At 71.9% G+C, this 25,669-nt stretch carries 24 protein-coding genes; 12 read left to right on the top strand and 12 right to left on the bottom strand.

From position 1 onward, the window contains the following. The first annotated feature begins 130 nt into the window (after positions 1 to 130). Entirely contained in the window at positions 131 to 1,039 is a 909-nt protein-coding gene (locus PGN25_04630) for a glycosyltransferase family 2 protein (GenBank protein MEH3116899.1), read from the top strand. A gap of 61 nt (positions 1,040 to 1,100) precedes the next feature. Next, positions 1,101 to 2,792: a DNA repair protein RecN gene (gene recN / locus PGN25_04625; GenBank protein MEH3116898.1), complete on the top strand. Its 1,692-nt coding sequence runs from the start codon at positions 1,101 to 1,103 to the stop codon at positions 2,790 to 2,792. Between the two features lie 34 nt (positions 2,793 to 2,826). Here the strand turns inward: recN and PGN25_04620 are convergent, their stop codons facing one another. The 3 genes from PGN25_04620 to PGN25_04610 all read right to left on the bottom strand — a co-directional run bounded on the left by PGN25_04620 (position 2,827) and on the right by PGN25_04610 (position 7,040). Continuing rightward, the gene (locus tag PGN25_04620) at positions 2,827 to 3,120 is read right to left on the bottom strand and encodes a hypothetical protein (protein ID MEH3116897.1); all 294 of its coding nucleotides are present in this window, start codon (positions 3,118 to 3,120) and stop codon (positions 2,827 to 2,829) included. Positions 3,121 to 3,595: 475 nt separating this feature from the next. After that, entirely contained in the window at positions 3,596 to 5,911 is a 2,316-nt protein-coding gene (locus tag PGN25_04615) for an FdhF/YdeP family oxidoreductase (protein ID MEH3116896.1), read from the bottom strand. A gap of 73 nt (positions 5,912 to 5,984) precedes the next feature. After that, on the bottom strand, positions 5,985 to 7,040 hold the full coding sequence (locus PGN25_04610) for a hypothetical protein (GenBank protein ID MEH3116895.1): 1,056 nt from the start codon (positions 7,038 to 7,040) through the stop codon (positions 5,985 to 5,987). Between the two features lie 371 nt (positions 7,041 to 7,411). Between PGN25_04610 and dnaK the strand changes: the two genes are divergently transcribed. The 4 genes from dnaK to PGN25_04590 all read left to right on the top strand — a co-directional run bounded on the left by dnaK (position 7,412) and on the right by PGN25_04590 (position 12,015). Next, positions 7,412 to 9,331 (top strand): molecular chaperone DnaK, encoded by a 1,920-nt coding sequence (dnaK, locus tag PGN25_04605; protein ID MEH3116894.1) that lies wholly within the window; start codon positions 7,412 to 7,414, stop codon positions 9,329 to 9,331. 225 nt (positions 9,332 to 9,556) lie between these two features. Beyond that, positions 9,557 to 10,708, top strand: coding sequence for a molecular chaperone DnaJ (gene dnaJ, locus PGN25_04600; protein ID MEH3116893.1), 1,152 nt, complete (start codon positions 9,557 to 9,559; stop codon positions 10,706 to 10,708). Positions 10,709 to 10,889: 181 nt separating this feature from the next. Next, positions 10,890 to 11,540, top strand: a complete 651-nt coding sequence (locus PGN25_04595; protein ID MEH3116892.1) for a phospholipid methyltransferase — start codon at positions 10,890 to 10,892, stop codon at positions 11,538 to 11,540. 178 nt (positions 11,541 to 11,718) lie between these two features. Then, on the top strand, positions 11,719 to 12,015 hold the full coding sequence (locus PGN25_04590) for a hypothetical protein (GenBank protein ID MEH3116891.1): 297 nt from the start codon (positions 11,719 to 11,721) through the stop codon (positions 12,013 to 12,015). A 281-nt stretch (positions 12,016 to 12,296) separates the two neighbouring features. On the opposite strand, the gene deoA is transcribed toward PGN25_04590, so the two are convergent. Genes deoA through PGN25_04570 form a run of 4 tightly spaced genes read right to left on the bottom strand, consistent with a single transcriptional unit; the run spans position 12,297 to position 15,590 of the window. Continuing rightward, positions 12,297 to 13,607: a thymidine phosphorylase gene (gene deoA / locus PGN25_04585; GenBank protein MEH3116890.1), complete on the bottom strand. Its 1,311-nt coding sequence runs from the start codon at positions 13,605 to 13,607 to the stop codon at positions 12,297 to 12,299. Next, positions 13,604 to 14,365, bottom strand: a complete 762-nt coding sequence (gene deoC / locus PGN25_04580; protein MEH3116889.1) for a deoxyribose-phosphate aldolase — start codon at positions 14,363 to 14,365, stop codon at positions 13,604 to 13,606. Before deoC ends, deoA begins: the two co-directional genes overlap by 4 nt. Further along, positions 14,362 to 15,186, bottom strand: coding sequence for a purine-nucleoside phosphorylase (locus PGN25_04575; GenBank protein ID MEH3116888.1), 825 nt, complete (start codon positions 15,184 to 15,186; stop codon positions 14,362 to 14,364). The genes deoC and PGN25_04575 overlap by 4 nt, the downstream gene beginning before the upstream one ends. Then, a complete protein-coding gene (locus PGN25_04570; GenBank protein MEH3116887.1) occupies positions 15,183 to 15,590 on the bottom strand; it encodes a cytidine deaminase in 408 nt (135 codons plus the stop codon). The genes PGN25_04575 and PGN25_04570 overlap by 4 nt, the downstream gene beginning before the upstream one ends. 151 nt (positions 15,591 to 15,741) lie before the next feature. On the opposite strand from PGN25_04570, the gene PGN25_04565 reads away from it, so the two are divergent. Beyond that, positions 15,742 to 15,966 (top strand): DUF2093 domain-containing protein, encoded by a 225-nt coding sequence (locus PGN25_04565; protein MEH3116886.1) that lies wholly within the window; start codon positions 15,742 to 15,744, stop codon positions 15,964 to 15,966. Positions 15,967 to 16,232: 266 nt separating this feature from the next. On the opposite strand, the gene lpxK is transcribed toward PGN25_04565, so the two are convergent. Genes lpxK through PGN25_04550 form a run of 3 tightly spaced genes read right to left on the bottom strand, consistent with a single transcriptional unit; the run spans position 16,233 to position 19,285 of the window. Beyond that, positions 16,233 to 17,219, bottom strand: coding sequence for a tetraacyldisaccharide 4'-kinase (gene lpxK / locus PGN25_04560; GenBank protein MEH3116885.1), 987 nt, complete (start codon positions 17,217 to 17,219; stop codon positions 16,233 to 16,235). A 9-nt stretch (positions 17,220 to 17,228) separates the two neighbouring features. Beyond that, entirely contained in the window at positions 17,229 to 18,533 is a 1,305-nt protein-coding gene (locus tag PGN25_04555) for a 3-deoxy-D-manno-octulosonic acid transferase (protein ID MEH3116884.1), read from the bottom strand. Continuing rightward, on the bottom strand, positions 18,530 to 19,285 hold the full coding sequence (locus tag PGN25_04550) for a lysophospholipid acyltransferase family protein (protein ID MEH3116883.1): 756 nt from the start codon (positions 19,283 to 19,285) through the stop codon (positions 18,530 to 18,532). The genes PGN25_04555 and PGN25_04550 overlap by 4 nt, the downstream gene beginning before the upstream one ends. A 239-nt stretch (positions 19,286 to 19,524) precedes the next feature. On the opposite strand from PGN25_04550, the gene PGN25_04545 reads away from it, so the two are divergent. Further along, positions 19,525 to 20,472, top strand: a complete 948-nt coding sequence (locus PGN25_04545) for a metallophosphoesterase (GenBank protein MEH3116882.1) — start codon at positions 19,525 to 19,527, stop codon at positions 20,470 to 20,472. 32 nt (positions 20,473 to 20,504) lie between these two features. On the opposite strand, the gene PGN25_04540 is transcribed toward PGN25_04545, so the two are convergent. Then, positions 20,505 to 20,981: a response regulator gene (locus PGN25_04540; protein ID MEH3116881.1), complete on the bottom strand. Its 477-nt coding sequence runs from the start codon at positions 20,979 to 20,981 to the stop codon at positions 20,505 to 20,507. Between the two features lie 362 nt (positions 20,982 to 21,343). Between PGN25_04540 and PGN25_04535 the strand changes: the two genes are divergently transcribed. Both PGN25_04535 and PGN25_04530 read left to right on the top strand, forming a co-directional pair. After that, positions 21,344 to 22,147, top strand: a complete 804-nt coding sequence (locus PGN25_04535) for a cold shock domain-containing protein (protein MEH3116880.1) — start codon at positions 21,344 to 21,346, stop codon at positions 22,145 to 22,147. A gap of 92 nt (positions 22,148 to 22,239) precedes the next feature. Continuing rightward, complete coding sequence (locus tag PGN25_04530) at positions 22,240 to 22,488, top strand: hypothetical protein (protein MEH3116879.1); 249 nt, start codon at positions 22,240 to 22,242, stop codon at positions 22,486 to 22,488. Between the two features lie 254 nt (positions 22,489 to 22,742). On the opposite strand, the gene PGN25_04525 is transcribed toward PGN25_04530, so the two are convergent. Further along, positions 22,743 to 24,152 (bottom strand): leucyl aminopeptidase family protein, encoded by a 1,410-nt coding sequence (locus tag PGN25_04525; protein ID MEH3116878.1) that lies wholly within the window; start codon positions 24,150 to 24,152, stop codon positions 22,743 to 22,745. Between the two features lie 92 nt (positions 24,153 to 24,244). On the opposite strand from PGN25_04525, the gene PGN25_04520 reads away from it, so the two are divergent. After that, complete coding sequence (locus tag PGN25_04520) at positions 24,245 to 25,105, top strand: hypothetical protein (GenBank protein ID MEH3116877.1); 861 nt, start codon at positions 24,245 to 24,247, stop codon at positions 25,103 to 25,105. Between the two features lie 185 nt (positions 25,106 to 25,290). Continuing rightward, entirely contained in the window at positions 25,291 to 25,596 is a 306-nt protein-coding gene (gene rpmB / locus PGN25_04515) for a 50S ribosomal protein L28 (protein ID MEH3116876.1), read from the top strand. Positions 25,597 to 25,669: the final 73 nt, after the last annotated feature.

Raw genomic sequence — 25,669 nt, 5'->3', positions numbered from 1 at the left:
GCCGCGGAGCCGCGTCGAAGGCTCTTCCACCGTCACGTGGAGGGGAGGGGGGCTCGCGGGATGACGGTGAAGCCGTCCCACCCGCTTCCAGCCTCGACCCGTCGGCAGGCTCCAGAATACGCCGCTCACCATGAAGGCCCTTCTGCGCTGGCGCAGAGCCCTCGCCGACCGTGCGCTGCGAAAAAAGCCCCACGCGGCGACCCTGGTGGCGATCGCCCGCAACGAGGGCCCCTACCTCGTCGAGTGGCTCGCCCATCATCTCGCGGTCGGGTTCGATCGGATCGTGCTCTACGACAACGAGAGCACCGACGACACCCGCGCCCTGTTCAAGGCGCTCAGCCCCCGCGACCTGCGGCTGCGGCGCGTCCCCTGGCCGTCTCCGCTCGACGATTCGGCGCAGGTGCTGGCCTATCACCACGCCCTGGCGGGTCTCGCCACGCCCTGGGTGATGTATCTCGACCTCGACGAGTTCCTCGTGCCCTTCGGCCATGCCGACATGGCCGGCCTGATCGGCTCCCTGCCCGACGACGTGTCGAGCCTGCACGTGAACTGGCGCGGCTTCGGCTCCTCCGGCCATGCCGGGCCGGGCTACGGGCGGATCACGCGCGCCTTCACCCGCTGCGCCCCGCACGGCTGGAGCAACCACTACCATTTCAAGACGCTGGCGCGGGCCCGAGGCATCACCGCCGTGCGGATCCACGATGTGCGCCACGATCGCGGCCGGCGGGTCCTGTCGGACGGAGGGGTCTTCGCCGACACCTCGGAGGGGACGTCGGACCGGGTCGTCTACGACGGCGTGCAGGTCAACCACTACCAGTGCAAGACGCTGCCGGAGTTCCAGGCGCGGATGCGGCGCGGCGATGCGAACTATCCCAACGACCATCCCGGCCGCTTGCGCGACGATACGCTCGCGCGATTCGAGGCGCTCGATCGCAACGAGACCGAGGATCACGCCATCCGCGCCTTCGACGCAGCCTTCGAGGTCGAGTACCGGCGGCTCTGTGCCATCCTCGGCCACGACCCCGCACTTTCCGGGTGAAGTCCCCGTGGCTTGCGGCTAAACCGGCGCGCAATCCAACGAGGGGCTCCGGCGCCGCTTCATGCTCGTCCAGCTCGCGATCCGCGACATCGTTCTGATCGACAGGCTTGAGCTGACCTTCTCCGGGGGACTGACCGTCCTCACCGGCGAGACCGGCGCGGGCAAGTCGATCCTGCTCGACGCCTTCGCCCTCACGCTCGGCGGACGCGGCGACGGCGGCCTCGTGCGCCAGGGCGAGGCGCAGGGCGGCGTCACCGCGGTGTTCGACGTGCCCCTCGATCATCCCGCCCGCGCCGTGGCGGCGGCGGCCGAGATCGACACCGACGGCGACCTGATCCTGCGGCGCACGCAGTTCGCCGACGGGCGCACCCGCGCCTTCGTCAACGACCAGCCGGTCGGCGTGCAGACCATGCGGGCGATCGGCACGGCCCTGGTCGAGATCCACGGCCAGCACGACGACCGGGCGCTGGCCGACCCCACCGCGCACCGCACCATCCTCGATGCCTTCGGCGGGCTCCAGGGTCCGCTCGCCGCGGTCGCCTCCGCAGCCAAGCGCGTGCGCGCCGCCCGCTCGGCCCTCACCGGGCAGCGCGAGCGGGTCGAGGCCGCGCGGAAGGAGGCGGACTTCCTGCGCCATGCGGTGGAGGAACTCGGCCTCCTCGATCCGCAGGCGGGCGAGGAGGCGGCGCTGGCCGAGCGCCGCACGGTGATGCAGCAGGGCGAGAAGGTCGCCCGCGAGCTGAACGAGGCGCTCGACATCGTCGGCGGCTCCGGCTCGCTGGTGCCGCACCTGTCCTCGGCGCTGCGCCGCCTGGAGCGGCGCGGCGCCACGGTCCCGGCCCTGGTCGATCCCGGCATCGCCGCGCTCGACGCCGCCCTCGTCGCCCTGGACGAGGCCCGGGCCGTCCTCGACGCCGCGGTGCTCGCCGCCGAGTTCGATCCGCGCGAACTGGAACGGGTCGAGGAGCGGCTGTTCGCGCTGCGCGCCGCCTCCCGCAAGTATTCCGTTCCGGCCGACGATCTCGCCGACCTGCGCGCCCGCTACGATTCGGACGTCGCCGCACTCGATGCCGGCGAGCAGGCCCTCGCCGGCCTGGAGGCCGAGCAGGCGGCGGCGGAGGCAGCCTACGGCCAGGCCGCGAAGCGGCTCGGCGATGGACGGCGCAAGGCGGCCAAGGCGCTCGACGCGGCGGTGCAGGCGGAATTGCCGCCGCTGAAGCTGGAGGGCGCCCGCTTCATCACCCGGATCGGCGTGGACGAGGCCTCGCGCGACGCCGCCGGCACCGAGCGGGTCGAGTTCTGGGCGCAGACCAATCCCGGCACCCGCGCCGGCCCGATGATGAAGGTCGCCTCCGGCGGCGAGTTGTCCCGCTTCATGCTCGCCCTGAAGGTGGTGCTCGCCGGCAAGGGCTCGGCCCCGACCCTGATCTTCGACGAGATCGACACCGGTCTCGGCGGAGCGGTGGCCGACGCCATCGGCGCGCGGCTCGGCCGGCTCTCGGAGCAGGTTCAGGTCGTGGCGGTGACGCACGCGCCGCAGGTGGCGGCCCGCGCCTCGACCCATTTCCGCATCGCCAAGGACAGCGTGAAGGGCGGCAAGGCGGTCGGGAACGGGGAGCGGGTGACGACCCGGGTGGTCGGCCTCGCGGCGGACGCGCGCCGGGAAGAGATCGCCCGGATGCTGGCCGGGGCCACCGTCACCGACGAAGCGCGGGCCGCCGCGGCGCGGCTGCTCCTGGGGGCGGACGGCTGATGCATCCGCCCCCGGCGGGCGCGCCGATGCGGGGCTACTCCCCCTCGTCCAGCTCGATCCCGTACTCGGCCAGCACCCAGAAGATCGCCTCCAGGTCGTCGGCCGTCACGTCGCGCGGCGGCAGCGCCTCTTCCAGGTCGTCGTAGGTGAGCGAGCGCCGCCGCTCCGCATCCGCCTTGGCGAGCAGCCGGTCGACGGTCATGCGGATGTCGGCCGGCAGGGCATCGTGGCTCGGAAGCACGACCCCGCCCGACGGGCGCAGGGCGTCGCTGAGCAGACGATCGATGATCGCCTGCCGTCGCGCGTGGGCTCCATCCTGGCTGTCCATGAAGCGGAATATGGACCGGCGCGGGCGCGCGTCGAGTCTTTGGCATCGGGCGCGGCAGGGTCGCCGTTTGCAGCGATGCTCGCAGGTTGCTGGCGGATACGAAGGCTCGTGCGAAATCGGCAACCGCCGCGGTCTGGATGGCTTCGGCTGAAGCCTCGCAACGACGGAGAGGAAAAGCTCACGCCGTCCTTGCGAGCCGTCAGGCGAGGCCATCCGGAAGCGCGGCGGATGCAGGATGCGATCTTCGCATCGTGAGGATCTCCATGCCCGCGGCAGAGGCCTCGATCGAGTCGATGAACAGACGGATCTCATACCGTTTCCGATTGATCGCCTCGGGTTTGGCCCCCCTCCGTCATCGCGAGCGGCCGCGAAGCAATCCAGGGCACGACAGGTCCGGAAAGGGCGCGCCCTGGATCGCCACGGCTTCGCCTCGCAAGGACAGGGGAGAGGCCGAACTCATCAACCGGATATCGTATCAGTCCCGCACCGCCCGTTCCACCGCCTTGGCGATGCGGACCGGGATCGCCTTGGCCGCGGGAACCTTGGCCTGGGCGTCGTGGTGCCAGAGCGGGATCAGCACGTTCAGCTCCGGGTAGTAGCCGGCGCAATTGCCTTCCGGGATGTCGTATTTGACGATCCGCAGGCCCTTCACCTCGCGGGCGAACGCGTCGGCGGCCTCCGTCGCCACATCGACGCTCTCGCCGTCGGCGAGTTGCAGGCGCTCCATGTCGTTCCCGTTCATGAACAGCACCTGCCGCGTGCCTTTCACGCCGCGGAAGCGGTCGTGGTAGCCGTAGACGGTGGTGTTGAACTGATCGTTCGAGCGCAGGGTGATCAGGTCGAGCACGTCGCGTCGGTCGCTCTTCATGTCCGGGTCCATGTCGAGCCCATCCGGCGGCACGACGAAGTTCGCCCGGCCCGTATCCGTCTCCCATTTGCGCTCGCGGGCGGCGAGCGGCTTGTGCAGGCCGCCGGGTTCGAACAGGCGCGCGTTGAAGTCCTTGAATTTTTCGGGATAGGTCGCCTCGATGGCGTCGCGCACCCTCGCATAGTCGCCGACCCAGGCGTCCCAATCGACCCTGGGGTTGGCCGGCAGCGTCGCCTTGGCCAAGTGCGCCACGATCCACGGCTCGGAGCGCACGTGCTCGCTGACCGGTCGGGCCACGCCCCGCGAGCCGTGGAAGCACGAGGTCGAATCCTCCATCGAGACAGCCTGCGGCCCGCTTGCCTGCTCGTCGATCTCGATGCGGCCGAGGCAGGGCAGGATGTAGGCGATCGCGCCGTGAACGAGATGCGAGCGGTTGAGCTTGGTCGAGACCTGGACGGTGAGCCGCAGCGCGCGCCACGCCTCCTCCATCCGCTGCGTGTCGGGGATCGCCCGCACGAAGTTGCCGCCGAGGCCGACGAACGCCTTCACCTTGCCGGACAGGACGCCCTCGCAGGTCTCGACGGTGTTCATCCCCTTCTCGGCCGGCGGCTCGAAGCCGTAGAGCGCCTTCAGCCGGTCGAGCGGCACCAGGGAGGGCTCGTCGGCGATGCCGACGGTGCGCTGGCCCTGGACGTTGGAGTGGCCGCGCACCGGGCAGATCCCGGCACCGGGACGGCCGATATTGCCGCGCAGGAGCAGGAGGTTGACCAGCATCTGCACCGTCTCGGTGCCGCGGCGGTGCTGGGTCAGGCCCATGCCGTAGATGCCGATCACCGCCCGCGAGCGGGCGTAGACGGCGGCGGCGGCCTCCATCCCCTCGCGCTTGAGGCCGGACTTGGCTTCGAGCGCCGGCCAGTCGAGCCGGTCGCAGAATTTTTCGAACTTTTCGAAGCCGTGCGTGTGTTCACTGAGGAAATCGACGTCGAGGATGCGCGGGCGCCCCTCCTCCTGCGCCTGCCGGTCGGCGGCGAACAGCGCCTTGCAGATGCCACCGAGCGCGGCGATGTCGCCGCCCGCTTTCACCTGATGGTACTGCGTCGAGATCCGCGTCGAGGCGCGCGTCAGCATCTCGATCGGCGATTGCGGGTTGGTGAACCGCTCCAGCCCGCGCTCCCGCAGCGGATTGAAGGTGACGATCGGAACGCCCCGGCGCCGGGCGCCCTGCAGCGGGTGGAGCATCCGCGGCGCGTTCGAGCCGACGTTCTGGCCGAAGAACAGGATCAGGTCGGTCGACTCGAAATCCTCCAGCACCGTGGTCCCGACCGGCACGCCGATCGATTGCGGCAGCGCCTTCGAGGTCGATTCGTGGCACATGTTGGAGGAGTCGGGCAGGTTGTTGTTGCCGTACATCCGCGCGAACAGCGCGTACATGTAGCTCGTCTCCAGCGAGGCCCGGCCCGAGGCATAGAACACCGCCGCCCTCGGGTCCGTCTGCCGCAGCGCCTTCAGCTCGCGGCCGATCTCCTCGAAGGCCTGTTCCCAGGAGACGGGAAGGTAGCGGTCGCACTGCGGATCGTAGCGCAGCGGATGGGTCAGGCGGCCCTTCTCCTCCAGATCGTAGTCGGCCCAGGTCAGGAGTTCGGTGACCGGGTAGCGCTCGAAGAAGTCGGGGCCGATCCGCTTGCGGGTCTGTTCCCAGGCGGTCGCCTTGGCGCCGTTCTCGCAATATTCGAAGGTCGAGGGCTTGGCCGGCTTCGACCACGCGCAGGACACGCACATGTAGCCGCCCGGCTTGTTCTGCTTCATCAGCATGGCCGCGCCGGAGGCCGGAATCTCCTCGCGGGTCAGGATGTCGACCAGCGACCGGGCCGACCCCCAGCCGCCGGCCGGGTCGGTGTAGGCTTCGATCTTCTGGTCGGGCATGCCGGGCTCGCTTCTGCGTGAACCTCGGCCCAACATCGGCGTGAAATGCGCGGTTCCGCCCGTGCGACGATGCCTACTGGTCGGCGAAGGGCTCCGCCCCGGGCCCGTCGGGATTCATCCCCTCGACCGGACCGCGGCTGCGGCGGGGCCGCGGCGGCGCGTTGGCCGCGGTCGGCGTCGCGGTGCCGGCGCCGAGGCGTGCCGCGAGGGCGATCGCCCGCGCCTCGGTGAAGCGCAGGTGGCAATAGCCGTGCGCGCCCTCCCGGGCATAGGTGCGGCAGGCCTGCTCCCGGTCCGAGGAGAAGGCGGCCTGCTCCTGCACGATCGGCCGGACGTCGCCGCCCCGCGCCCGCTGGGTCATGATCTTGTAGTTGTCGCGCACCGCCCTGTCGGCGACGCCGCGGGCGCCGTCGAACTCGCCCGCCTGCGGGATCAGGCTCGCGGCGCCCGGTCCCCACAGGCCGGCGGGCGTGGTCTCGCAATCGGCCGCGGCGAAGGTACAGGCCGGGCCGGAGCCGAGCGGGGTGGCGAGCACGCTGCCGTCGAGGATCTCGAAGCGCAGCGGGCATTCGGCGCTCGCCGCCGAGAAGCGGGAAACGCCCTGCGCGCGTCCCTCCGCGCTCAGCGGCACCGGCTTGCCGCCGTCGAGCTTGACCGTGCAGCTCTCGGTCGGCTGCGAGATCCTGGTGCCCGGAAGGGTCATCGACGCGGTGTAGCCCGCCCCCGCGCGCTCGATCTTCAGCGAGCCGTTGAGTCCGTTCAACAAGAGATCCTGGCCCGCCACGTTGTCCTCGGCCGGCACCCGCAGCACCACCGGCTGGCGCGGCTGGGCCGGCACGCTCGGCCGCGTCTCGGCGCCCTCGCCGGGGAGCCCTGCGCCCGGCGCACCGGGGTCGGCGGGCGCAGGCGGCGGTTGAACCGGTACGTTGCGCGGCGGCCGCGCCGCCCGCCCGATGCCGAACAGTTCCTCGAAGAACGACTGGGCCCGCGCGGGCGTGGCGGGGACCGCCAGCAGGCAGGCGAGGGAAAGGAATGCCCCCGCCGCGGCGCGCGGCCGGCGGGCCTGCACGGCCGAAGCCATCGCGGAAGCCCCCTCGGCGGAAGTCCTGTCGGAGTCGGGCGGAAACATCAGGCGGTCGTGATCCCGGTTCGGCGCCCCGTCACGGGCCGTATCCCGCCGTCCTAGCACGCGACCCGTGGCGCGGACGTGGCAGCCTGGCAACAAGCCGGCCGTCCCCAGGTTGCCGACGCCGGAAAAAAGGCCGCTCCGGCGCGCAGGACGACGGCGGCCGCCCAACCGTCGGATTCGCGTTCTTGCGGCGGCGTAGCCGTCTTCTTATATGCGGCGGGACACGGGACGAGGCCTGGGAAGCACAGCCCGCGAGGGCCACGCGCTTCGGATCCATCCCGTTCTCAAACCTGACGTTTTGAACCGCCATGGGTCGAGCTGCTTCGGGGCTCGGCGGTCTGCTTGAAAAAATCCAACAGAGGGATCCCACCATGGGTAAAGTGATCGGTATCGACCTCGGCACCACCAATTCCTGCGTGGCCGTCATGGAAGGCACGCAGCCGCGGGTCATCGAGAATGCGGAAGGCGCCCGCACCACGCCCTCCATCGTCGCCTTCACCGACGACGGGGAGCGCCTCGTCGGCCAGCCCGCCAAGCGGCAGGCCGTGACCAACCCGGAACGCACTTTCTTCGCCATCAAGCGCCTCATCGGCCGGACCTACGACGATCCGCTGACCCAGAAGGACAAGGGCCTCGTGCCCTACAAGATCGCCCGCGGCGACAACGGCGACGCCTGGGTCGAGGCCGACGGCAAGAAGTACTCGCCCTCGCAGATCTCGGCCTTCACCCTTCAGAAGATGAAGGAGACCGCCGAGTCGCATCTGGGAGGGCCGGTGACGCAGGCCGTCATCACCGTACCCGCCTACTTCAACGATGCCCAGCGCCAGGCCACCAAGGATGCCGGCAAGATCGCCGGCCTCGAAGTCCTGCGCATCATCAACGAGCCGACGGCCGCCGCGCTCGCCTACGGCCTCGACAAGAAGAAGTCCGGCACCATCGCGGTCTACGACCTCGGGGGCGGCACCTTCGACGTGTCGATCCTCGAAATCGGCGACGGCGTGTTCGAGGTGAAGTCCACGAACGGCGACACCTTCCTCGGCGGCGAGGACTTCGACAACCGCGTGGTCGAGTACCTGACCGCCGAGTTCAGGAAGGAGCAGGGCATCGACCTGACCAAGGACAAGCTCGCCCTCCAGCGCCTCAAGGAGGCCGCCGAGAAGGCCAAGATCGAGCTGTCCTCGGCGACCCAGACCGAGATCAACCTGCCCTACATCACCGCCGACGCCTCGGGCCCGAAGCACCTCGCGCTCAAGCTCAGCCGCGCCAAGTTCGAGTCGCTGGTCGACGACCTCGTGCAGCGCACGATCGAGCCGTGCCGCAAGGCGCTCAAGGATGCCGGCGTGTCTCCTGCCGAGATCGACGAGGTCGTGCTCGTCGGCGGCCAGACCCGCATGCCCAAGGTGCAGGAGGTCGTGAAGTCGTTCTTCGGCAAGGAGCCCCACAAGGGCGTCAACCCGGACGAGGTCGTCGCCATCGGCGCCGCGGTCCAGGCGGGCGTGCTCCAGGGCGACGTGAAGGACGTGCTGCTGCTCGACGTGACCCCGCTCTCGCTCGGCATCGAGACGCTCGGCGGCGTGTTCACGCGGCTCATCGACCGCAACACCACGATCCCGACCAAGAAGTCCCAGGTCTTCTCGACGGCCGAGGACAACCAGAACGCGGTCACCATCCGGGTCTTCCAAGGTGAGCGCGAGATGGCGGCGGACAACAAGCTGCTCGGTCAGTTCGACCTCGTCGGCATCCCGCCGGCGCCCCGCGGCATGCCGCAGATCGAGGTGACCTTCGACATCGACGCCAACGGCATCGTCAACGTCACGGCCAAGGACAAGGCGACGAACAAGGAGCACCAGATCCGCATCCAGGCCTCGGGCGGCCTGTCGGACGCCGACATCGAAAAGATGGTCAAGGACGCCGAGGCGAACGCCGAGGCCGACAAGAAGCGCCGCGAACTGGTCGAGGTGAAGAACCAGGGCGAGAGCCTGATCCACGCCACCGAAAAGTCGGTGTCGGAATACGGCGACAAGGTCTCGGCCGCCGACAAGGGCGCCATCGAGTCCGCCGTCGCCGCGCTGCGCACGGCGCTGGAGGGCGAGGACGCCGAGGGCATCAAGGCCAGGACCAACGACCTGATGCAGGCCTCGATGAAGCTCGGCGAGGCGATGTACGCGGCCTCCCAGGCCGAGGGCGCGCCGGGCGCCGAGGGAGCCGCGGCTTCGGGCGAGAAGAAGGACGACGTCATCGACGCCGACTTCCAGGAAGTGGACGAGAACGAGCGCAAGAAGCGCGCGTAAGGTCTCGCCGGACGTCGGGAGCGGTGCCCGAGCGCCGCTCCCTTGATTTTTTTCGCTCCGTGCCGATGCGGACGGCTTGATCCTCGGGCAAGGCTCGGGGAACACCGCTGCCGGGCACACGGTGCGCGCGGTTGATCGATCCGGTCCGTCCCGTTCGAGTCGGGAGAGCGGATCATGGCGCCGACGAGCGGCCGCCGACCCGAACGAGAGGCTCCAGAGGCCGGAATGTCGAAGCGGGACTACTACGAGGTCTTGGGCGTCACGAAGACCGTGACCGAGAGCGAGCTGAAGATCGCCTTCCGCAAGCTCGCCATGGTCCATCACCCGGACCGCAATCCCGGCGACAAGGAAGCCGAGATCAAGTTCAAGGAAGTCAACGAGGCCTATCAGTGCCTCTCCGATGGCCAGAAGCGCGCGGCCTACGACCGCTTCGGCCACGCCGCCTTCAGCCAGGGAGGGGCGGGCGGCCCCGGATTCGGCAACGAGTTCGGCGACTTCATGTCGGACATCTTCGAGAATTTCTTCGGGGACGGCCGGGGGGCGGCGGGCGCCGGTCGCGGACGGGGCGGCGCTCCGGGCCGCGAGCGCGGGGCCGACCTGCGCTACAACCTCGAAATCAGCCTCGAAGAGGCGTTCGCGGGCAAGGCCGAGACGATCCGCATCCCGACCTCGATCGCCTGCGAGGCCTGCTCGGGCACGGGCGCCAAGGCCGGCTCGAAGCCGCGGACCTGCTCGACCTGCGGCGGCTACGGCCGTGTGCGGGCGGCGCAGGGGTTCTTCGCCATCGAGCGGACCTGTCCGAACTGCCACGGCCGCGGCGAGGTGGTGGACGATCCCTGCACGGCCTGCTCCGGCGCCGGCCGGGTCAACCGCGAGCGCACGCTCTCGATCAACGTGCCGGCGGGCGTCGATGACGGCCTGCGCATCCGGCTCGCGGGCGAGGGCGAGAGCGGGTTGCGCGGCGGCCCGCCGGGCGACCTCTACGTCTTCCTCTCGATCAAGCCGCACCCGTTCTTCCAGCGCGATGGGGCGGACCTGTTCTGCCGCGTGCCGATCTCGATGGTGACGGCGGCGCTCGCCGGCGAGATCACGGTGCCGGTGATCGACGGCTCGCAGACCCAGGTGCGCATCCCGGCCGGGACGCAGACCGCCAAGCAGTTCCGCATCAAGGGCAAGGGCATGCCGGTGCTGCGCTCGCGCGAAGTCGGCGACCTCTACATCCAGGTCTCGGTCGAGACGCCGCAGAACCTGACCAAGCGCCAGCGCGAACTGCTGCAGGAATTCGACCAGTCGGCCTCCGACGAGAACCATCCGGAGAGCGCCGGCTTCTTCTCGAAGGTGCGTGACTTCTTCGTGAGCGGTTCGACCCGGGCTTGATCGTGGACCTCGATCGTCGACTTGGGATCGAACCGGTGTCCCGGCCGGTTATGCCCGCGGTTCATGGTCCACGGTTCATGGCCCGCGGGTATGCCTGCCGCGCCGTGCAGCGAAGCTTGACTGAGCGCGGGTTTTCGTCGTCTAGCCTGTCCCTTCCATGATGACCCGAGGACCATCGGACGTGCCGCCGCTTCGCCGATCCAGCGCCCGAGCCGTCGCCGCGACACGCGTCATCCGTGAGCGGAAAGACCCCCTGGAGGACGAGGCGCGCTTCCTGCGTTCATGGTTCGAGCGCCCGCTCGTGACCGGTGCCGTGACACCCTCGGGCCGGATGCTGGCCCGCACCATGGCGGCCTATGCCGACCCGGCGATGGCTGGCCCGGTGATCGAGCTGGGACCGGGCACCGGACCGGTGACCGAGGCGCTGGTCCGCCGGGGCTTCGATCAGGAGCGGCTCGTCCTCGTCGAGTTCAACCCCGATTTCTGCACGCTGCTGCGCCGCCGCTTTCCCGGTGCGACCGTGATCTGCGGCGACGCCTACCGCATCCGCGACACGCTGCGCGACCGGCTCGGCAGCCTCTGCGCCGCGACGATCTCCAGCCTGCCGCTGTTCACCAAGCCGCTGGAGCAGCGCCTCGACCTGCTTCAGGGGGCGCACGACCTGATGCATCCGGGTGCGCCCTTCGTGCAGTTCACCTACGCGGTGGTGCCGCCGATCCCGGCCAAGTGCGAGGCGGGCAGCTACACGGCGAGCCGTTCCAACCGGGTCTGGCTCAACCTGCCGCCGGCCCGCGTCTGGGTCTATCGGCGGCCGGAGCTTCGCAGCGTCTAGAGCATCGTCCCGAAAGGTGGCTGCCGGCTTTCGGAAAAAGGCGATGCAAAAACAAGAGCCTTGCGCGCCCGAGCCGGCGTGTGTCCGGTTGTGCCCGGCATGCTCAGTGGTTGTTCATACGGCGCGTTCTAGCTTCGCCTCCAAGGCCGTCGGAAACGGTCTGAAAGGAGGCAACACCATGTCGAACACCCCCTCGACCGGTCGCTCTCGCTTCGCGCTCGCCGCGCTCGCCCTGATGGCCGGCGGCCTGCTCGGCGGAGCCGCCGAGGCCGCCCCGCTCGCGCCCGCCGCGGCGCTCGCCTCGGACGCGACGGTCGAAACCGTGCAGTGGGACCGTCACCATTTCGGTCACCGCCGCCATCCCCGCCACTGGGGCCACCGCCATCACCACCACGGTCATTGGGGCCACCACCGCCGCCACTGGGGCCACCGGCACCATCACCACGGCCACCGGGGCCACCACCGTCACTGGTAGGCATGGTTTCGATCGTGCCACGGCACGGTGCTTGGCGAAGGCGGAGGACGAGACGCCGGCGACCGCCGCGCTTTCTGGATCGCTTCGCCTGACGGCTCGCAATGACGGTGTGGGTGAACCCTGTCCGTCATCGCGAGGCGGAGCCGAAGCGATCCAGATCGCGACGCGAGCCGAATGAGACCGTTCCGTCGCGGGAAACAGCATTCGCATGACGCCTCGCCCTCCGGGCGCAGGCCGGCCCGGCGCCTCCCCGGAGGCATCGTCTGCCGAAGCCGGCGCGCTCAGCCGAGACGCTCCATCACCGCCGCAGGGACCGTCGGCGGCGTCCCGCCGATCCGGTAGGCCGCGCGCAGCCCCGCTTCCGCCCGATCCGCCGCCGCCTCGTCGGCCGCGTGCACCGTGGCGAGCGGGTCGCCCGGGGCCAGCCGGTCCCCGGGCCGTGCGAGGGCGGTGAAGCCGACGCGGGCGTCGATCGGGTCCTGGGGCCGGGTTCGGCCGCCGCCGAGAGCGATCACCGCGAGGCCGATGGCGCGGGTGTCCACGCGCTCGACCACGCCCGCCGCCCCGGCCCGCACCGGCCGCACCACGGGCGCGGACGGCAGGTGGCGGTCGGCCGCCTCCACGAAGTCGGCCGGACCGCCGAGCGCCGCGACCATCCGCGCGAACGCCGCGCAGGCCCGCCCCGAATCGAGCGCCGCGGTCAGGCGCCCTTCCGCCTCCGCGACATCCCCGGCGAGGCCGCCGATCACCAGCATCTCGGCGGCGAGCGCCAGCGTCACCGCGTGGAAGCGCGGCTCGCGGGCGCGTCCGGTGAGGTAATCGACCGCGTAGGCGACCTCGACCGCGTTGCCGGCGGCCGAGGCCAGCGGCGCGTCCATGTCGGTGACGAGGGCGCGGGTGGTGAGCCCCGCGGCGTTGGCCACCGTCACGATGCTCTCGGCCAGCGCCCGCGCCTCCTCCGGCCGCGCCATGAAGGCGCCGGAACCGGTCTTCACGTCCATGACGAGGCCCTGAAGCCCCGCCGCGAGTTTCTTCGAGAGGATCGAGGCGGTGATGAGATCGAGCGATTCCACCGTCCCGGTCACGTCGCGGATGGCGTAGAGGCGCCGGTCGGCCGGCGCCAGATCGGCGGTCTGGCCGATGATGGCGCAGCCGGTCTCGGCGGTGACGGTGCGAAAGCGATCGAGCCCGGGCGCCACGTCGTAGCCGGGGATGCTCGCGAGCTTGTCGAGGGTGCCGCCGGTATGCCCCAGCCCGCGCCCCGAGATCATCGGCACGTAGCCGCCGCAGGCCGCCACCATCGGCGCCAGGGCGAGGCTCACCGTATCGCCGATGCCGCCGGTGGAGTGCTTGTCGAGCACCGGGCCGGGCAGATCCCAGTCGAGCACCGTGCCCGAATGCGTCATGGCGCGGGTCAGGGCGACGCGCTCGTCGCGCGAGAGGCCGAGAAAGAACACCGCCATGGCGAAGGCCGCCGCCTGCCCCTCGGTGACCTGCTCCCGCGCGAGGCCTTCGATGAAGCCGGCGATGTCGTCCGGCGACAGGCTGCGCCCGTCGCGCTTGTCGCGGATGATTTCCTGAGGGAGCCTCACGGCGCGGCCTCCCCGGCGCGCACGAGGTCGGCGTGCAGCGCGCTCGCACCGATGCGAAAGGTGTCCGGGCTCACCCAGTCCGGCCCCATGACCCGGTCGGCGAGGGCGAGGTAGGCGGCGGCGTCCTCGACCCGGCGCAGGCCGCCCGACACCTTGAGCCCGGCCGGCCGGGCAGCGCCCTGTTCGCGGATCGTGCAAAGCATGATCCCGGCGGCGGGGAGCGTGGCCGAGACCGGGGTCTTGCCGGTGGAGGTCTTGATGAAGTCGGCCCCGGCTTCGAGGGCGAGGCGGCTCGCCGCCGCGATGGTGTCGGGATCGTCCAGGACGCCGGTCTCGAGGATGACCTTGAGGAGCCGTCCGCCGCAGGCCCCGTGCACGGCGCGGACCATCGCGCGGGCGGTCTCCGCCTCGCCGCGCATCAGGGCGCGGTAGGGCAGGACGAGATCGATCTCGTCGGCGCCCGCCCCGAGCGTCTCCCGCGTCTCCGCGACGGCGCTCGCACGATCCTCGCCGCCATCGGGAAAGTTGACCACCGTGGCGACACGCACGTCGCTGCCGGCGAGCGCCCGTACCGCGTCGGCGACGAAGCGGGGCCACACGCAGACCGAGGCGACGCCGCCGGCACGGGCCTTGTCGCAGAGTTCCGCGACCGCAGTGGCGGTGCAGGTCTCGCGCAGATCGGTGAGATCGAGGAGCGGCAGGGCGCGGCGGGCCACGCGGGCCGCCTCCTGCGGGGGGAGGGAAGCGGGTGCGGTCATCCGTGTCCTCGGGGGGCGGGCAGGCGGGCGACGAAGGCGGCGGCGAGCCGGGCGAGATCCGCCCCGGCGCGGGCCGCCACCGCCTTGGTCTCGGCGTGGTGCGGCGTGCCGCCCGCGATCCCCGCCGCGAGGTTGGTCACCACGGAGACGGCGGCCACGGGCAGGCCGAGGAAGCGGGCCAGGATCGTTTCCGGCACCGTCGACATGCCGACGAGGTCGGCGCCGAGGATGCCGGCCATCCGCACCTCGGCGGGCGTCTCGAAGCTCGGGCCGGAAAACCACGCGTAGACGCCGGCGGGCAGCGGCAGGCCGATCGCGTCCGCCGCCGCCCGGAGATGGGCGCGCAGGCGGGGATCGTAGGCGTCCGTCATCGGCACGAAGCGGGCGTCGCTCGGCTCGCCGATCAGCGGGTGCAGGCCCGACAGGTTGATGTGATCGGCCAGCATCACGAGGCTGCCGGGGCCGGCTTCCGGCCGCAGCGAACCCGAGGCATTGGTGAGCAGGAGCGCGCCCGCACCGAGAGCCCGCGCGGCGGCGAGCGGCACGCGCATCGCCGCCGCATCGCCCCGCTCGTAGGCGTGGGCGCGGCCCTCGAACACCAGCACCGGCCGCCCCGCGAGGCGCCCGCGATGCAGCCGCCCGCCATGCCCGCTGACGCCGGGCGCGGGAAAGCCGGGGATCTCTTCGTAGGCGAGGCCGAAGCGATCCTCGACCGCCTCGACCAGGGCGCCGAGCCCGGTTCCCGTGACGAGGGCGCAGGCGTAGGGCCCGGCGAAGCCCTCGGCCCGCAGATGCGCGACGGCGGACGCCTCGGCCGTCATGGCGCGAGATGCTCCGGGCCGAAGGAGGCCGGCAGCAACGCCTCCAGCGTGAACCGGGCGCGAAGGCCCTCGGGCCCGGCGGCGAGGATCGGCGTCTCCGGGCCGGCGAACTCGCGGATGCGCTGGCGGCAGGCGCCGCAGGGCGTGACCGGGGCGGGGCCGTCGGCCAGCACGAGGATCGCGCGGATCGTCCTGCCGCCGGCCGCGACCATCGCGGCGACGGCGCCGGCCTCGGCGCAGGTGCCGACCGGGTAGGCGGCGTTCTCCACGTTGCAGCCGGCATGGATGCGCCCGGCCTCGTCCGACAGCGCCGCGCCGACGGCGAAGCCGGAATAGGGCGCGTGGGCCCGGCCCCGCACCGCCGCGGCCGCCTGGAACAGGCCGTCGAGATCGGGCTCGGTCACGGGCGCGGACCGTGGGGCAGGGAGCGAGGCATGATCCTCGTTTGGCCCGATGTGCCCATGCCTGTCGAGAGGGCAGATGGTCGACAGCGCGGCACGCGCCTTCTAAGGCAGGCGGGACGCGCAGGGGCGCGGCACCGGGAGCGCGAAACTCATGCTCGGACGCTACGATCGGGGATCGGCCGGCGGCGAGGCCAAGGTCGAGTACGGCGACGGCACCATGCGGGTGACCAAGCCCGGCTCCTACGTGCGCTGCGCGGTGACCGGCGAGCCGATCGCCCTCGACGCCCTGCGCTACTGGGACGTCGACCGGCAGGAGGCCTACGCCACCCCCGAGGCGGCGATGCAGCGGCTCAAGGAGGCCGGTGCGGCCCGTTGACGGCGCGTCGGCCTCCGGGCCGGCACCGAGCCCATCGACCCGTCGAGCCACGCGCCGGCTGCGACGGAACGGGACGCCGCGGGGCGACGCCCGGCTCATGGCGGCAGCGCCGACCTGCGTTCCGCTGACGATCCCGTACCTGCTCGCGGGACGGGCCGTGCTGCGCGCGCACGGCGACCTGCAATGCGACACCGGTGTCGGTGGCCGGCAACGTCGTCTCTCGCTGGTATCGGATCGCGCCCGGTCCCCGCCGGTGAGCAAAGCCGTCAGGCGGGCGGCGGAAACGCCGCGGCGAGCTGTCGGCGGATGTCCGCCTCGTCGTCGAAGGCGAGGGCGACCCGCAGCACCTGCACCCCGGCACGCGCCTCGGCCGGCAGACGCACCGCATCCTTCGCCGTGGTGACGAGGCCGGCCTCCTCGCGCGCGGCGAGCGCCGCCAGCGCCGCCAGCTCGCTTGGCCGGAAGGGATGGTGATCGGCGAAGGCCCGTTCGGCCACGATCTCGGCGCCGAGCCCGCGCAGGGTGTCGAAGAACTTTTCCGGGCGCCCGATCCCGGCGAAGGCGACGACCCGGCGCCCGGCCCAGCCCTCGACACCCTCGGGGACGAGACGGGCCCGGTGCACGGGCAGGCCGCGGCGTTCCGCCTCCGCGGCCAGGGCCGCGCCGGGGGCGCCGTCGCCGATCAGCACGAGCCCGGCGACGTGCGGCCATTGCCGCGCGAGCGGCGCCCGCAACGGTCCGGCGGGGAAGGGCAGGCCGTTGCCGAGGCCCGCGCCGCCGTCGACGACGGCGAGCGAGAGCGTCTTGGTCAGGCTCGGATTCTGCAACCCGTCGTCCATGACGATGACGTCGGCGCCGGCGTCCGCGCAGAGCCGGGCGCCGGCCGGGCGGTCGCGGGCGACGATGGCGGCGGCGGCGGCCGCGAGCAGAAGCGGCTCGTCCCCGGTCTCCTCCGCGCCGTGCCGCGCCGGATCGACGACGAGCGGCCCGGCGAGCCGTCCGCCGTAGCCGCGGCTGAGGAAGGCGGGCCGGCGCCCGAGATCTTGCAGGAACCGGGCGAGCGCCAGCGCGGTCGGCGTCTTGCCGGCCCCGCCGAGGGTGAAGTTTCCGACGCACAGGATCGGGCAGGGGCCCGCCTTGCCGGGGCGGTCCATCCGGTTGGCGGCGAGGCCGCCGTAGAGGTGCCCGGCCGGCGCCAGCAGCCGGGCGAGGGGATGGCTCGGCGGCCGGGACCAGAAGCCGGGCGGGCGCATCCGCGAGCCTCAGCCGCGCTCGCGCGCCGACAGCTTCATCTGCGCGACGTAGGGTTCGAGGACGGCGAAGGTGCGCCCCACGGCCCCCTCGAACGGCAGGAGCGCGGCCTGACCCCGGGCGGCCATCGCCGCGAGGCGATGCGGGTCGGCGACCAGTTCGGCCACGCTCGCGACCATCGTCTCCTCGTCGGTGACCGGACGGGCCCCGCCCCCGGTGTCGAGGGCGCCGTAGGGTTCGTGGAAATTGTGAACGTGCGGCCCGTGCAGGATCGCGCTTTCCAGGCGCACCGGCTCGATCGGGTTCTGGCCGCCATGCGGCACCAGCGAGCCGCCGAGGAAGACGAGCGGGCAGAGGCGGTAGAACAGGCCGAGTTCGCCCAGCGTATCGGCGACGTAGATGTCGATCGACGGCAGCGGGCGCCCGCCCTTGGCGCGCCGGCTCACCCGCAGCCCGGCGTCGGCGGCGACCTGGGCCACCTCCTCGCCGCGGCGGGGATGGCGCGGCACGATCACCGTCAGCAGGCGGGGAAAGCGCGGCTTCAGCCGGGCATGGACGCGGGCGACGATCTCGTCCTCGCCGGCATGGGTGCTCGCCGCGACCCAGACCGGCCGGTCGCCGATCATGTCGCCGAGATAGGCGAGTTGCTGGGCATCCGCCGGCGGCACGGCCGAATCGTATTTGAGGTTGCCGACCACGCTGATGCGCGGCGCGCCGAGCCGGGCGAAGCGCTCGCCGTCCTGACGGGTCTGCACGAGGCAGACGGCGATGCGCGACAGGAGCGCCCGGGCGGTGCCGGGCGAGCGGGTCCAGGCCCTGAACGAGCGCTCGGACATCCGGCCGTTGACGAGCACCAGCGGGATGCCGCGGCGGTGCAGCGAGACGATGGTGTTGGGCCAGATCTCGGATTCGGCGACGATGGCGAGATCGGGCTGCCAGTGCCCGAGGAAGCGCTCGATCCAGCGCGGCGCGTCGAGGGGCATGTACTGGTGCACGGCACCGGCCGGCAGGCGCTTGCTCAGGAGGTCGGCGGCGCTGCGCGTGCCCGTGGTGACGAGCACCGAGCAGCCGCGGGCGATCATGCCCTCGACCAGCCCGACGAGGGAGAGCGCCTCGCCGATGCTCGCCCCGTGCATCCAGACGAGATGCCCCACCGGCCGGGCCCGGCCCGGCAGGCCGCGGCGCTCGCGCAGCCGGCCGGGATCCTCCTTGCCCCGGCGCGAGCGCCACGCCAGCAGGCCGGCAATCGCCGGTTCGCCGAGATACAGCCCGTAGCGGTAGGCGCGCAGCGCAACGGGCAGCTTCGGCACCCTCACGCCGGGCTGCCCTGCGATTCGGGAAGCGGGGTGGGGCGATGGCCGACCCGGTCGGGCCGGCCGACCAGGGTATAGGCGCGGTCGTGGACCCGGTTCAGTTCCGCCTGCACGCGCTGCCGAAGGGCGTCGGCGGCCTCGGGCGTGACCTCGCGCGGAACGAAGACCGGCTCGCCGAACACCATGGCGCCCCGGCCGAAGGGCAGGCCGAGGCAGGCCCGGTCCCAGGAATTGAAGCGGATGTGCCGGCTGGTCACCACCGCCACCGGCACGATCGGGCAGCCGGAGAAGCGCGCGAGCATGACGATGCCCGCGTCGCAGACCCGCGAGACCTTGGGCACGTCGGCCGAGAAGGCGACGGTCTCGCCGCCCTTCAGCGCCTTCACCATGGCGCGCAATCCCTCGGCGCCGCCCTTGGCGCGGGCGTCGCGCACCGCGCGCCCGCGGGCACCGGAGGCGCGCATCACCCGCACCCCCATCCGGGTCAGGGCGATGGTGTTGATGTTGCCGTCCGGCGAGCGGGAGATGATCGTCGCGACCCGGTCCTGCGGCCGGCGCATGAACGAGATCATGATGTGCTGGCCGTGCCACATCGCGGCGATGAACGGCCCGAACGCGTCGAGGCGCGCATAGGCGTCCGCCGGCTCGACGGTGAAGCGGTTGGTGCGCCGGACGAGCCGGAGATAGCCCGAGGCGGCGATGCCGAGCACCCGCTGGACGCCGGGCTTGCGGCCGATGGTCTTGATCAGGCCCATGGGTCGGACCGCTCTGCCCCGCTTCACTGGTTGCCCGAGGCCGGCCGTTCTCCGCGCCGATGCGGCGCGGGTCGGTCGGACGGCGGCTGTCTAGCCCCGGCCCTGCGGCCGGGCAACGGACCCGACGTCTCAGCTTAACTTAAGTTATGACATGTTCGGCGCGGCCGGTCACCCACATCGCTGCGGCAGGGTGACCGAATGTTGACGCGGACGCGCGTTGCCGCGATGCGGTGGCCCCCATGTTCCGCCTCGCTCACCTCACCGACCCGCATATCGGGCCGCTGCCGCGGCCTCGCCTGCGCCAGCTCCTCAGCAAGCGGGCGACCGGCTACGTCAACTGGCGCCGGGGCCGCGGGCGCCACCACGACATGGACCTCCTCGGCGCCCTCGTCGCCGATCTGCACGGCCAGGGGGCCGATCACGTCGCCTGCACCGGCGACCTGTGCAATCTCGGCCTGCCGGACGAGTGGGCGACCGCCCGCCTCTTCCTGGAAGCCCTGGGCCCGGCGGAGCGGGTCAGCTTCGTGCCGGGCAACCATGACGCCTATGTCCGCGGCTCGCTGGAGGGTCTGCTCACGGCCTGCGGCGAGTGGACCGCGGCCGACGACGGGCAGGCCCGCACCTTCCCCTATCTGCGCCGGCGCGGGCCGCTCGCCCTGATCGGGCTGTCCTCGGCGATCCCGACCAAGCCGTTCGTGGCGAGCGGGCGGCTCGGCCCGGTTCAGATCGCCGCGGCCGAGCGCCTGCTGCGGGATCTCGCCGGGATGCCGGAACGCCCCTGCCGCGTGGTGATGATCCACCACCCGCCCCATCCCGGCGGCGCGGCTTCCGGGCGGGAACTGAAGGACGCGGCCGATTTCGCGGCGATGATCGGCCGGGCCGGTGCCGACCTGATCCTGCACGGGCACAATCATGTCGGCACGGTCGCCCATATCGCCGGGCCGGAGGGTCGGCGGGTGCCGGTGGTGGGCGCGCCCTCGGCCTCGGCGCGCACCCTGCTCACCAACCGGCGCGCCTCCTACTACCTCTACACCATCGTCCCGGGTGAGAACGCCTACCGCATCGGCGTGACCGAGCGCGGCCTCGACGAGGCGGGCGGCATCGGTGCGTTGTCGGGCTTCGACATCGAGACGCCGCCGGCCGACCGCTTCGGTCGGGTTCATCGGCCGCGCCTGCCCCGTGCCTGAGCTTCGTGCGGGTCGAGGAATTCGCGCTCCGCTCAGCCGAGCCCCATCTTCGCGAGACCGCTGGCGCGGGGCAACGGGCGCAGCAGGCTCTTCACCTGCGAGAACGGCCGCGGCCGGTTGATCACCTCGTCGAGCCGCGACCACAGGGTCTTGGGCGAGAACGGCTTGGCGATGATCTCGTTGACGCCGAGCGCGATCGCCCGGTCGACGACGTTGCGGCGCGGCTGGGCCAGCATCAGGATGATCGGCACCGTCGGCGAGGGCGAGGTGGCCGGCGTGCGGGCCAGCCGGATGAACTCCTCCCCCGACAGGATCGCCAGATCCCAATCGATGATGGTGAGGTCCGGCTTGCTCTCGGCCAGCACGCCGAGCGCTTCCGCGCCGTCGGGCGCCTCCAGCACGCGCTTGATGCCGACGCGCATCAGCATGTCGCGCACGATGCGGCGAATGTAGAGGCTCTCGTCCACGACGAGGGCGGAGAGATCCGGGAAGGTCGGGGTTGCGATCATCGGCAGCGCTTCGGATCCCATCCTAGGCACGCGCCGGTTTGCGCTTTCCTAAGGCGCTGCCGCCGCCCCGGAATCCTTCGCGGAGAATCGAACGCGCCCGTCAAGCTTGCGGACAATCCGGATTCGCCGCTCTCGCACGGCCCAAAGGGGGGACTTATCGCAGTTTCACCGCGAAAATGCGGAGCCCGAAGCACGGATCGGTTAGAAGATCCTTGCGGTATGGACGGGATTGCGTCAGACCTGAGGCATTGCTCCCGGTGGCCGCAGCCGGGGGGATGATAGTGCGGGGCGTGGGCTGTCTCGAGATAGCGCGCACGCGGTATTCGAGAACTTGGCGGGCGGACGGTTTTTGCGAGCTTTCAATGGGACGTGGTCGTGATTTCAGGGGGCCGCAGAAGCGCGGCTTCGACGAGGGTGGTGCCGAGCCGCGGTGGCCGGACGAACTGCCCCCGAACAGCGGTGGATACGGTGGCGGCGGTGACCGCTTCGGCGGCGGCGGCAACCGCTTCGGCGGTGGTGGCGGCGGTTTCGGTGGCGGCGGCGGTTTCGACCGCGGTCCGGCCCGCGGCGCGCCGGCGGCCCCGACGGGCCCGGAGCGGGACGCCACGGTGAAGTGGTTCAACAAGGAGAAGGGCTTCGGCTTCGTGGAGCTCGGCGACGGCTCCGGCGATGCCTTCCTCCACATCCGCGCGGTCGAGGCCGCCGGTCACGACGACCTCCTGCCCGGCACCCGCCTGACGGTCCAGACCGCTCAGGGCCAGAAGGGCCCGCAGGTCACGGCCGTGAACAGCGTCGACACCTCCACGGCCGAGGCGGCTCCGCCGCGGCGCGAGGCGGGCCCCCGCTTCGGCGGCGGCGGCGGCGACCGGTTCGGTGGTGGCGACCGCTTCGGCGGCGGCCGTGACCGCTTCGGTGGCGGCGGTGGCGGCGGCGGACGCTTCGCGTCCGGCCCGTCGGTCGAGATGACCGGCACCGTGAAGTGGTACGATCCGGCCAAGGGCTTCGGCTTCGTCTCGGTCAACGACGGCGGCAAGGACGTGTTCGTGCACCGCTCCGCCCTGTCGCGCGCCGGCCTCGACTCCCTCGCCGAGGGCCAGCAGGTCACCCTCGGCGTGGTCGAGGGCCAGAAGGGCCGCGAGGCACAGAGCATCAGCGTCGATTACTGATCGACGTATCCCGGACGACGGAAGCGGCGGCCTCGGGGCCGCCGTTTTCTTTTGGCCCGGTCGTGGCAGGCTTCGATGGCGAAGGGGATGCGATGCGGCGGATGGCGAGCGCGGTCGGCCTGCTCCTGTCGATGGCGATTCCGGCTGCGGCAGAGGACTTCACCGGCTTCTACGCTGGCGTGAATGCGGGCTGGGCGTTCGAGCGCGGTCGCGATGCACCTTCGGAAACCGGGCCTGGCCTCACCGGCTCGGCGAGACCGGAGGAGGGCCTGCCGCCGAGCGTGGCGCGGATGCAGGAGCACCGGCTGCCGGACCCCTCGAAATCGGCCCGCGGACGCTGAGTCTCACCGATCGATCCGGTTTTCGGGTTATCCCACCGATGCGGGTGCGCGAAACCGAAACCGTTGCGGTCCTGGATGGCTTCGCCTGACGGCTCGCAATGACGGTGCGGGTCTGTTCCTCCGTCATTGCGAGGCGAAGCCGAAGCAATCCAGCACCGCGCCGAGTGCAGAATGAGGCCGTCACGTCACCGAAACCCTGCCTGCCGGCAACGCCGGCCACACCTCGCCTCGACGGCGGGGCGAGCTCGGTGCCGTCAGCCCCTGCGGGCGTGTCGCTCGGACACCAGCGCGAAGGCGAGGCGGGCGGTCTGGACCTCGCCGCCTTCCGGGCGGCCGGGCTTGGTCGCGGGGTTCCAGCCGAAGAGATCGAAATGCACGTGCGCCCGGGTCCGGGGGGCGAAGCGGCGCAGGAACAGGGCGGCGGTGATCGCTCCGGCGAAGGGGCCGCCGGGCGCGTTGTTGAGGTCGGCGACCTTCGAATCGAGCAGGCTCGCGTAGGGGGCGTGCAGCGGAAGGCGCCAGACCGGATCGTTGACGCGCTCGCCCGCCGCCGCCACCGCCTGCGCCAGCGCCGCGTCCTCGGTGAAGAAAGCCGGCAGGTCGGGACCGAGCGCGACGCGGGCGGCTCCGGTCAGCGTCGCGAAATCGATGAGGAGGTCCGGTGCGTCCGCGTCGGCCAGGGTCAGGGCATCGACGAGGATCAGCCGGCCCTCCGCGTCGGTGTTGCCGATCTCGACGGTGAGGCCGGCGCGGGAGCGGATCACGTCGCCGGGGCGGAAGGCGTCGCCGGCGATCGCGTTCTCGACGCTCGGCACGATCAGCCGCAGCCGGACGGCCAAGCCGGCGCCCATGATCATCTCGGCGGCGGCGAGCGCCGCGGCCGCCCCGCCCATGTCCTTCTTCATCAGGAGCATGTTGGAGGCGGGCTTGACGTCGAGGCCGCCGGTATCGAACACGACGCCCTTGCCGACGAGCGTCACCCGCGGCGCCTCGGCCGGGCCCCAGGTCAGGTCGATGAGCCGCGGCGCCCGGGGCGAGGCGGCGCCGACGGCGTGGACGAGAGGGAATCCTTTCTCCAGGTCCGCGCCCAGGGTGACGGAGACCGCCGCGCCGAACCGCTCGGCGAGGGCCCGGACGGCCCCTTCGAGTTCGGCCGGTCCGAGGTCGTTCGCGGGTGTGTTGACGAGGTCGCGTCCGGATGCGACCGCCGCCGCGACCCGCCCGAGCGCCGCCGCATCGACGCCCTCGGGGGCGACGAGGCGCGGGCGCGGCTTGCCCGGCTTGCGGTAGCGCTCGAACCGGTAGCTGCCGAGCAGCCACGCCAGGGCCGCCTCGCCCGCGTCGAAGCCGTCGGACGGCTCGAAGCGGTAATCGCCGGAGGGGAGGGCGGCCGGCAGCTTGCCGGCGAGAAAGCGGTCGCGGGCCGGCGCCTGCCCCTCGCCGAGGCCGAGCAGGACCAGTCCCAGTGCGCCGGTCTCGCCCGGCAGCAGCGCCACGCTGCCGGCCTGCGGCGCGAAGCCGGTGGCGGCGGCGAAGCGGCGCTGAAGCGACGGCAGCGCCGCCTCGACGGCCGGCCAATCCTCGGCCGTCACGCAGCGGATCGAAACCGCGTCGGCAGCGGCATCGAGGAGCGCGGGCTCCTCCTGAACGCGAGTGTCCGTCATGGAAAACAAGCTTAACCGGCCATTAGGGTTAACGTTCTATCACCCCGCCATCGGCACGGCGCAAGCGCCGCCTGTTTGCGGAGACGATCGAGATGACCGGCACCTGCGGCGCGCTCCCGAGCCGGCCCGGCGCAGTCCTGACCCGGCGCCTGCTCGCGCTCGCCCTGATCGGACTCGGCCTCGCCGGCTGCCAGAGCCGCTCGCCCGAGACCACGGGCTCGATCGGCGGCCTCGGCCTGCTCGGGGCGGACCGCCCCGGGCGCTCGGCCCGCGCCGAGATCGATGCCCTGGCCGCGCGCTACGCGTCGGAGCCGGGGGACGTGCGCAACGCCATGCGCTACGCCGCGGCCCTGCGGGCGACCGACCAGAAATCCCAGGCCGCCGCGGTGATGCAGCAGGTCGCCCTGCGCAATCCGAAGGACAAGGCGGTGCTCGCGGCCTACGGCAAGAGCCTCGCCGATGCCGGGCGCTATCAGGAGGCCAACGAGGTTCTCCAGAACGCCCACAGCCCGGCCCAGCCCGATTGGCGCGTGCTCTCGGCGCAGGGCATGGTGGCCGACCAGACCGGCGATCACGCCCGCGCCCAGGGCCTCTACGACGCCGCCCTCAAGATCGTCCCGAACGAGCCGCGCGTCCTGTCGAATCTGGGCCTGTCCTACGCGCTCGCCCGCCATCTCGACGCGGCGGAGACGACCCTGCGCCTGGCCGCCGCCCAGCCCGGGGCCGATGCCCGGGTCCGCCAGAACCTCGCCCTCGTGCTCGGCCTGAAAGGCCGCTACGACGAGGCCGAGCGCGTGCTGACGCAGGATCTCGGTCCGGCGGAAGCGGCGGCCAACGTGGCGGAACTGCGCGCCATGGCTGCCCGGCGCAGCGGCCCGAAGACGGCGCAGGCATCGAGCCAGCCCCTCGACCAGCCCCCCGGTCGGCAGCTTGCGCGGACGGCGATCCGGTAAGCGGAAGATCTTCGCCCTCCGACCTTGACGAATCCGGTGGGTCTCTCCTATAGGCTCGCCACTTCCATGGGACTCCGCCGGTATCGATTGTCGCGAGGGTTCGACGCCCTCGGCGCGAGAGCCGTGTGGCATTGCCGAAACGCTTCAGCGCCGAGACCCGGCCCAACGTTGACAGGACTGTAACGATGTCGCGTCGCTGCGAACTCACGGGCAAGGCCGTTCAGGTCGGTCACCTCGTGAGCCACTCGAACCGGAAGACCAAGTGCCGGTTCCTGCCGAACCTCTGCAACGTCACGCTGCAGTCGGAGGCCCTCAACCGCCGCGTCCGCCTGCGGGTGACCGCTCACGCCCTGCGCTCGGTCGAGCACCGCGGCGGCCTCGACGCCTTCCTCATCAAGGCCCGCGAGATCGAGCTGTCGCAGACCGCCCGCCTGCTCAAGCGCGACATCGAGAAGAAGCTCGCCGAGGCCGCGACGCCCGCCGCGGCGTAAGCGCCCGGGCTCGTCGCAGCCCGATCCGTCCGGAAAATTCGGGAGGCCACCGGTCGCGCACGGGCGCCCGGTG

This window comes from Methylorubrum populi, from assembly GCA_036946625.1.
Taxonomy (GTDB): Bacteria; Pseudomonadota; Alphaproteobacteria; order Rhizobiales; family Beijerinckiaceae; genus Methylobacterium; species Methylobacterium populi_C.
The sequence above is the reverse complement of the archived record's forward strand: the minus strand, read 5'-3'. Positions and strand labels throughout refer to the sequence as shown.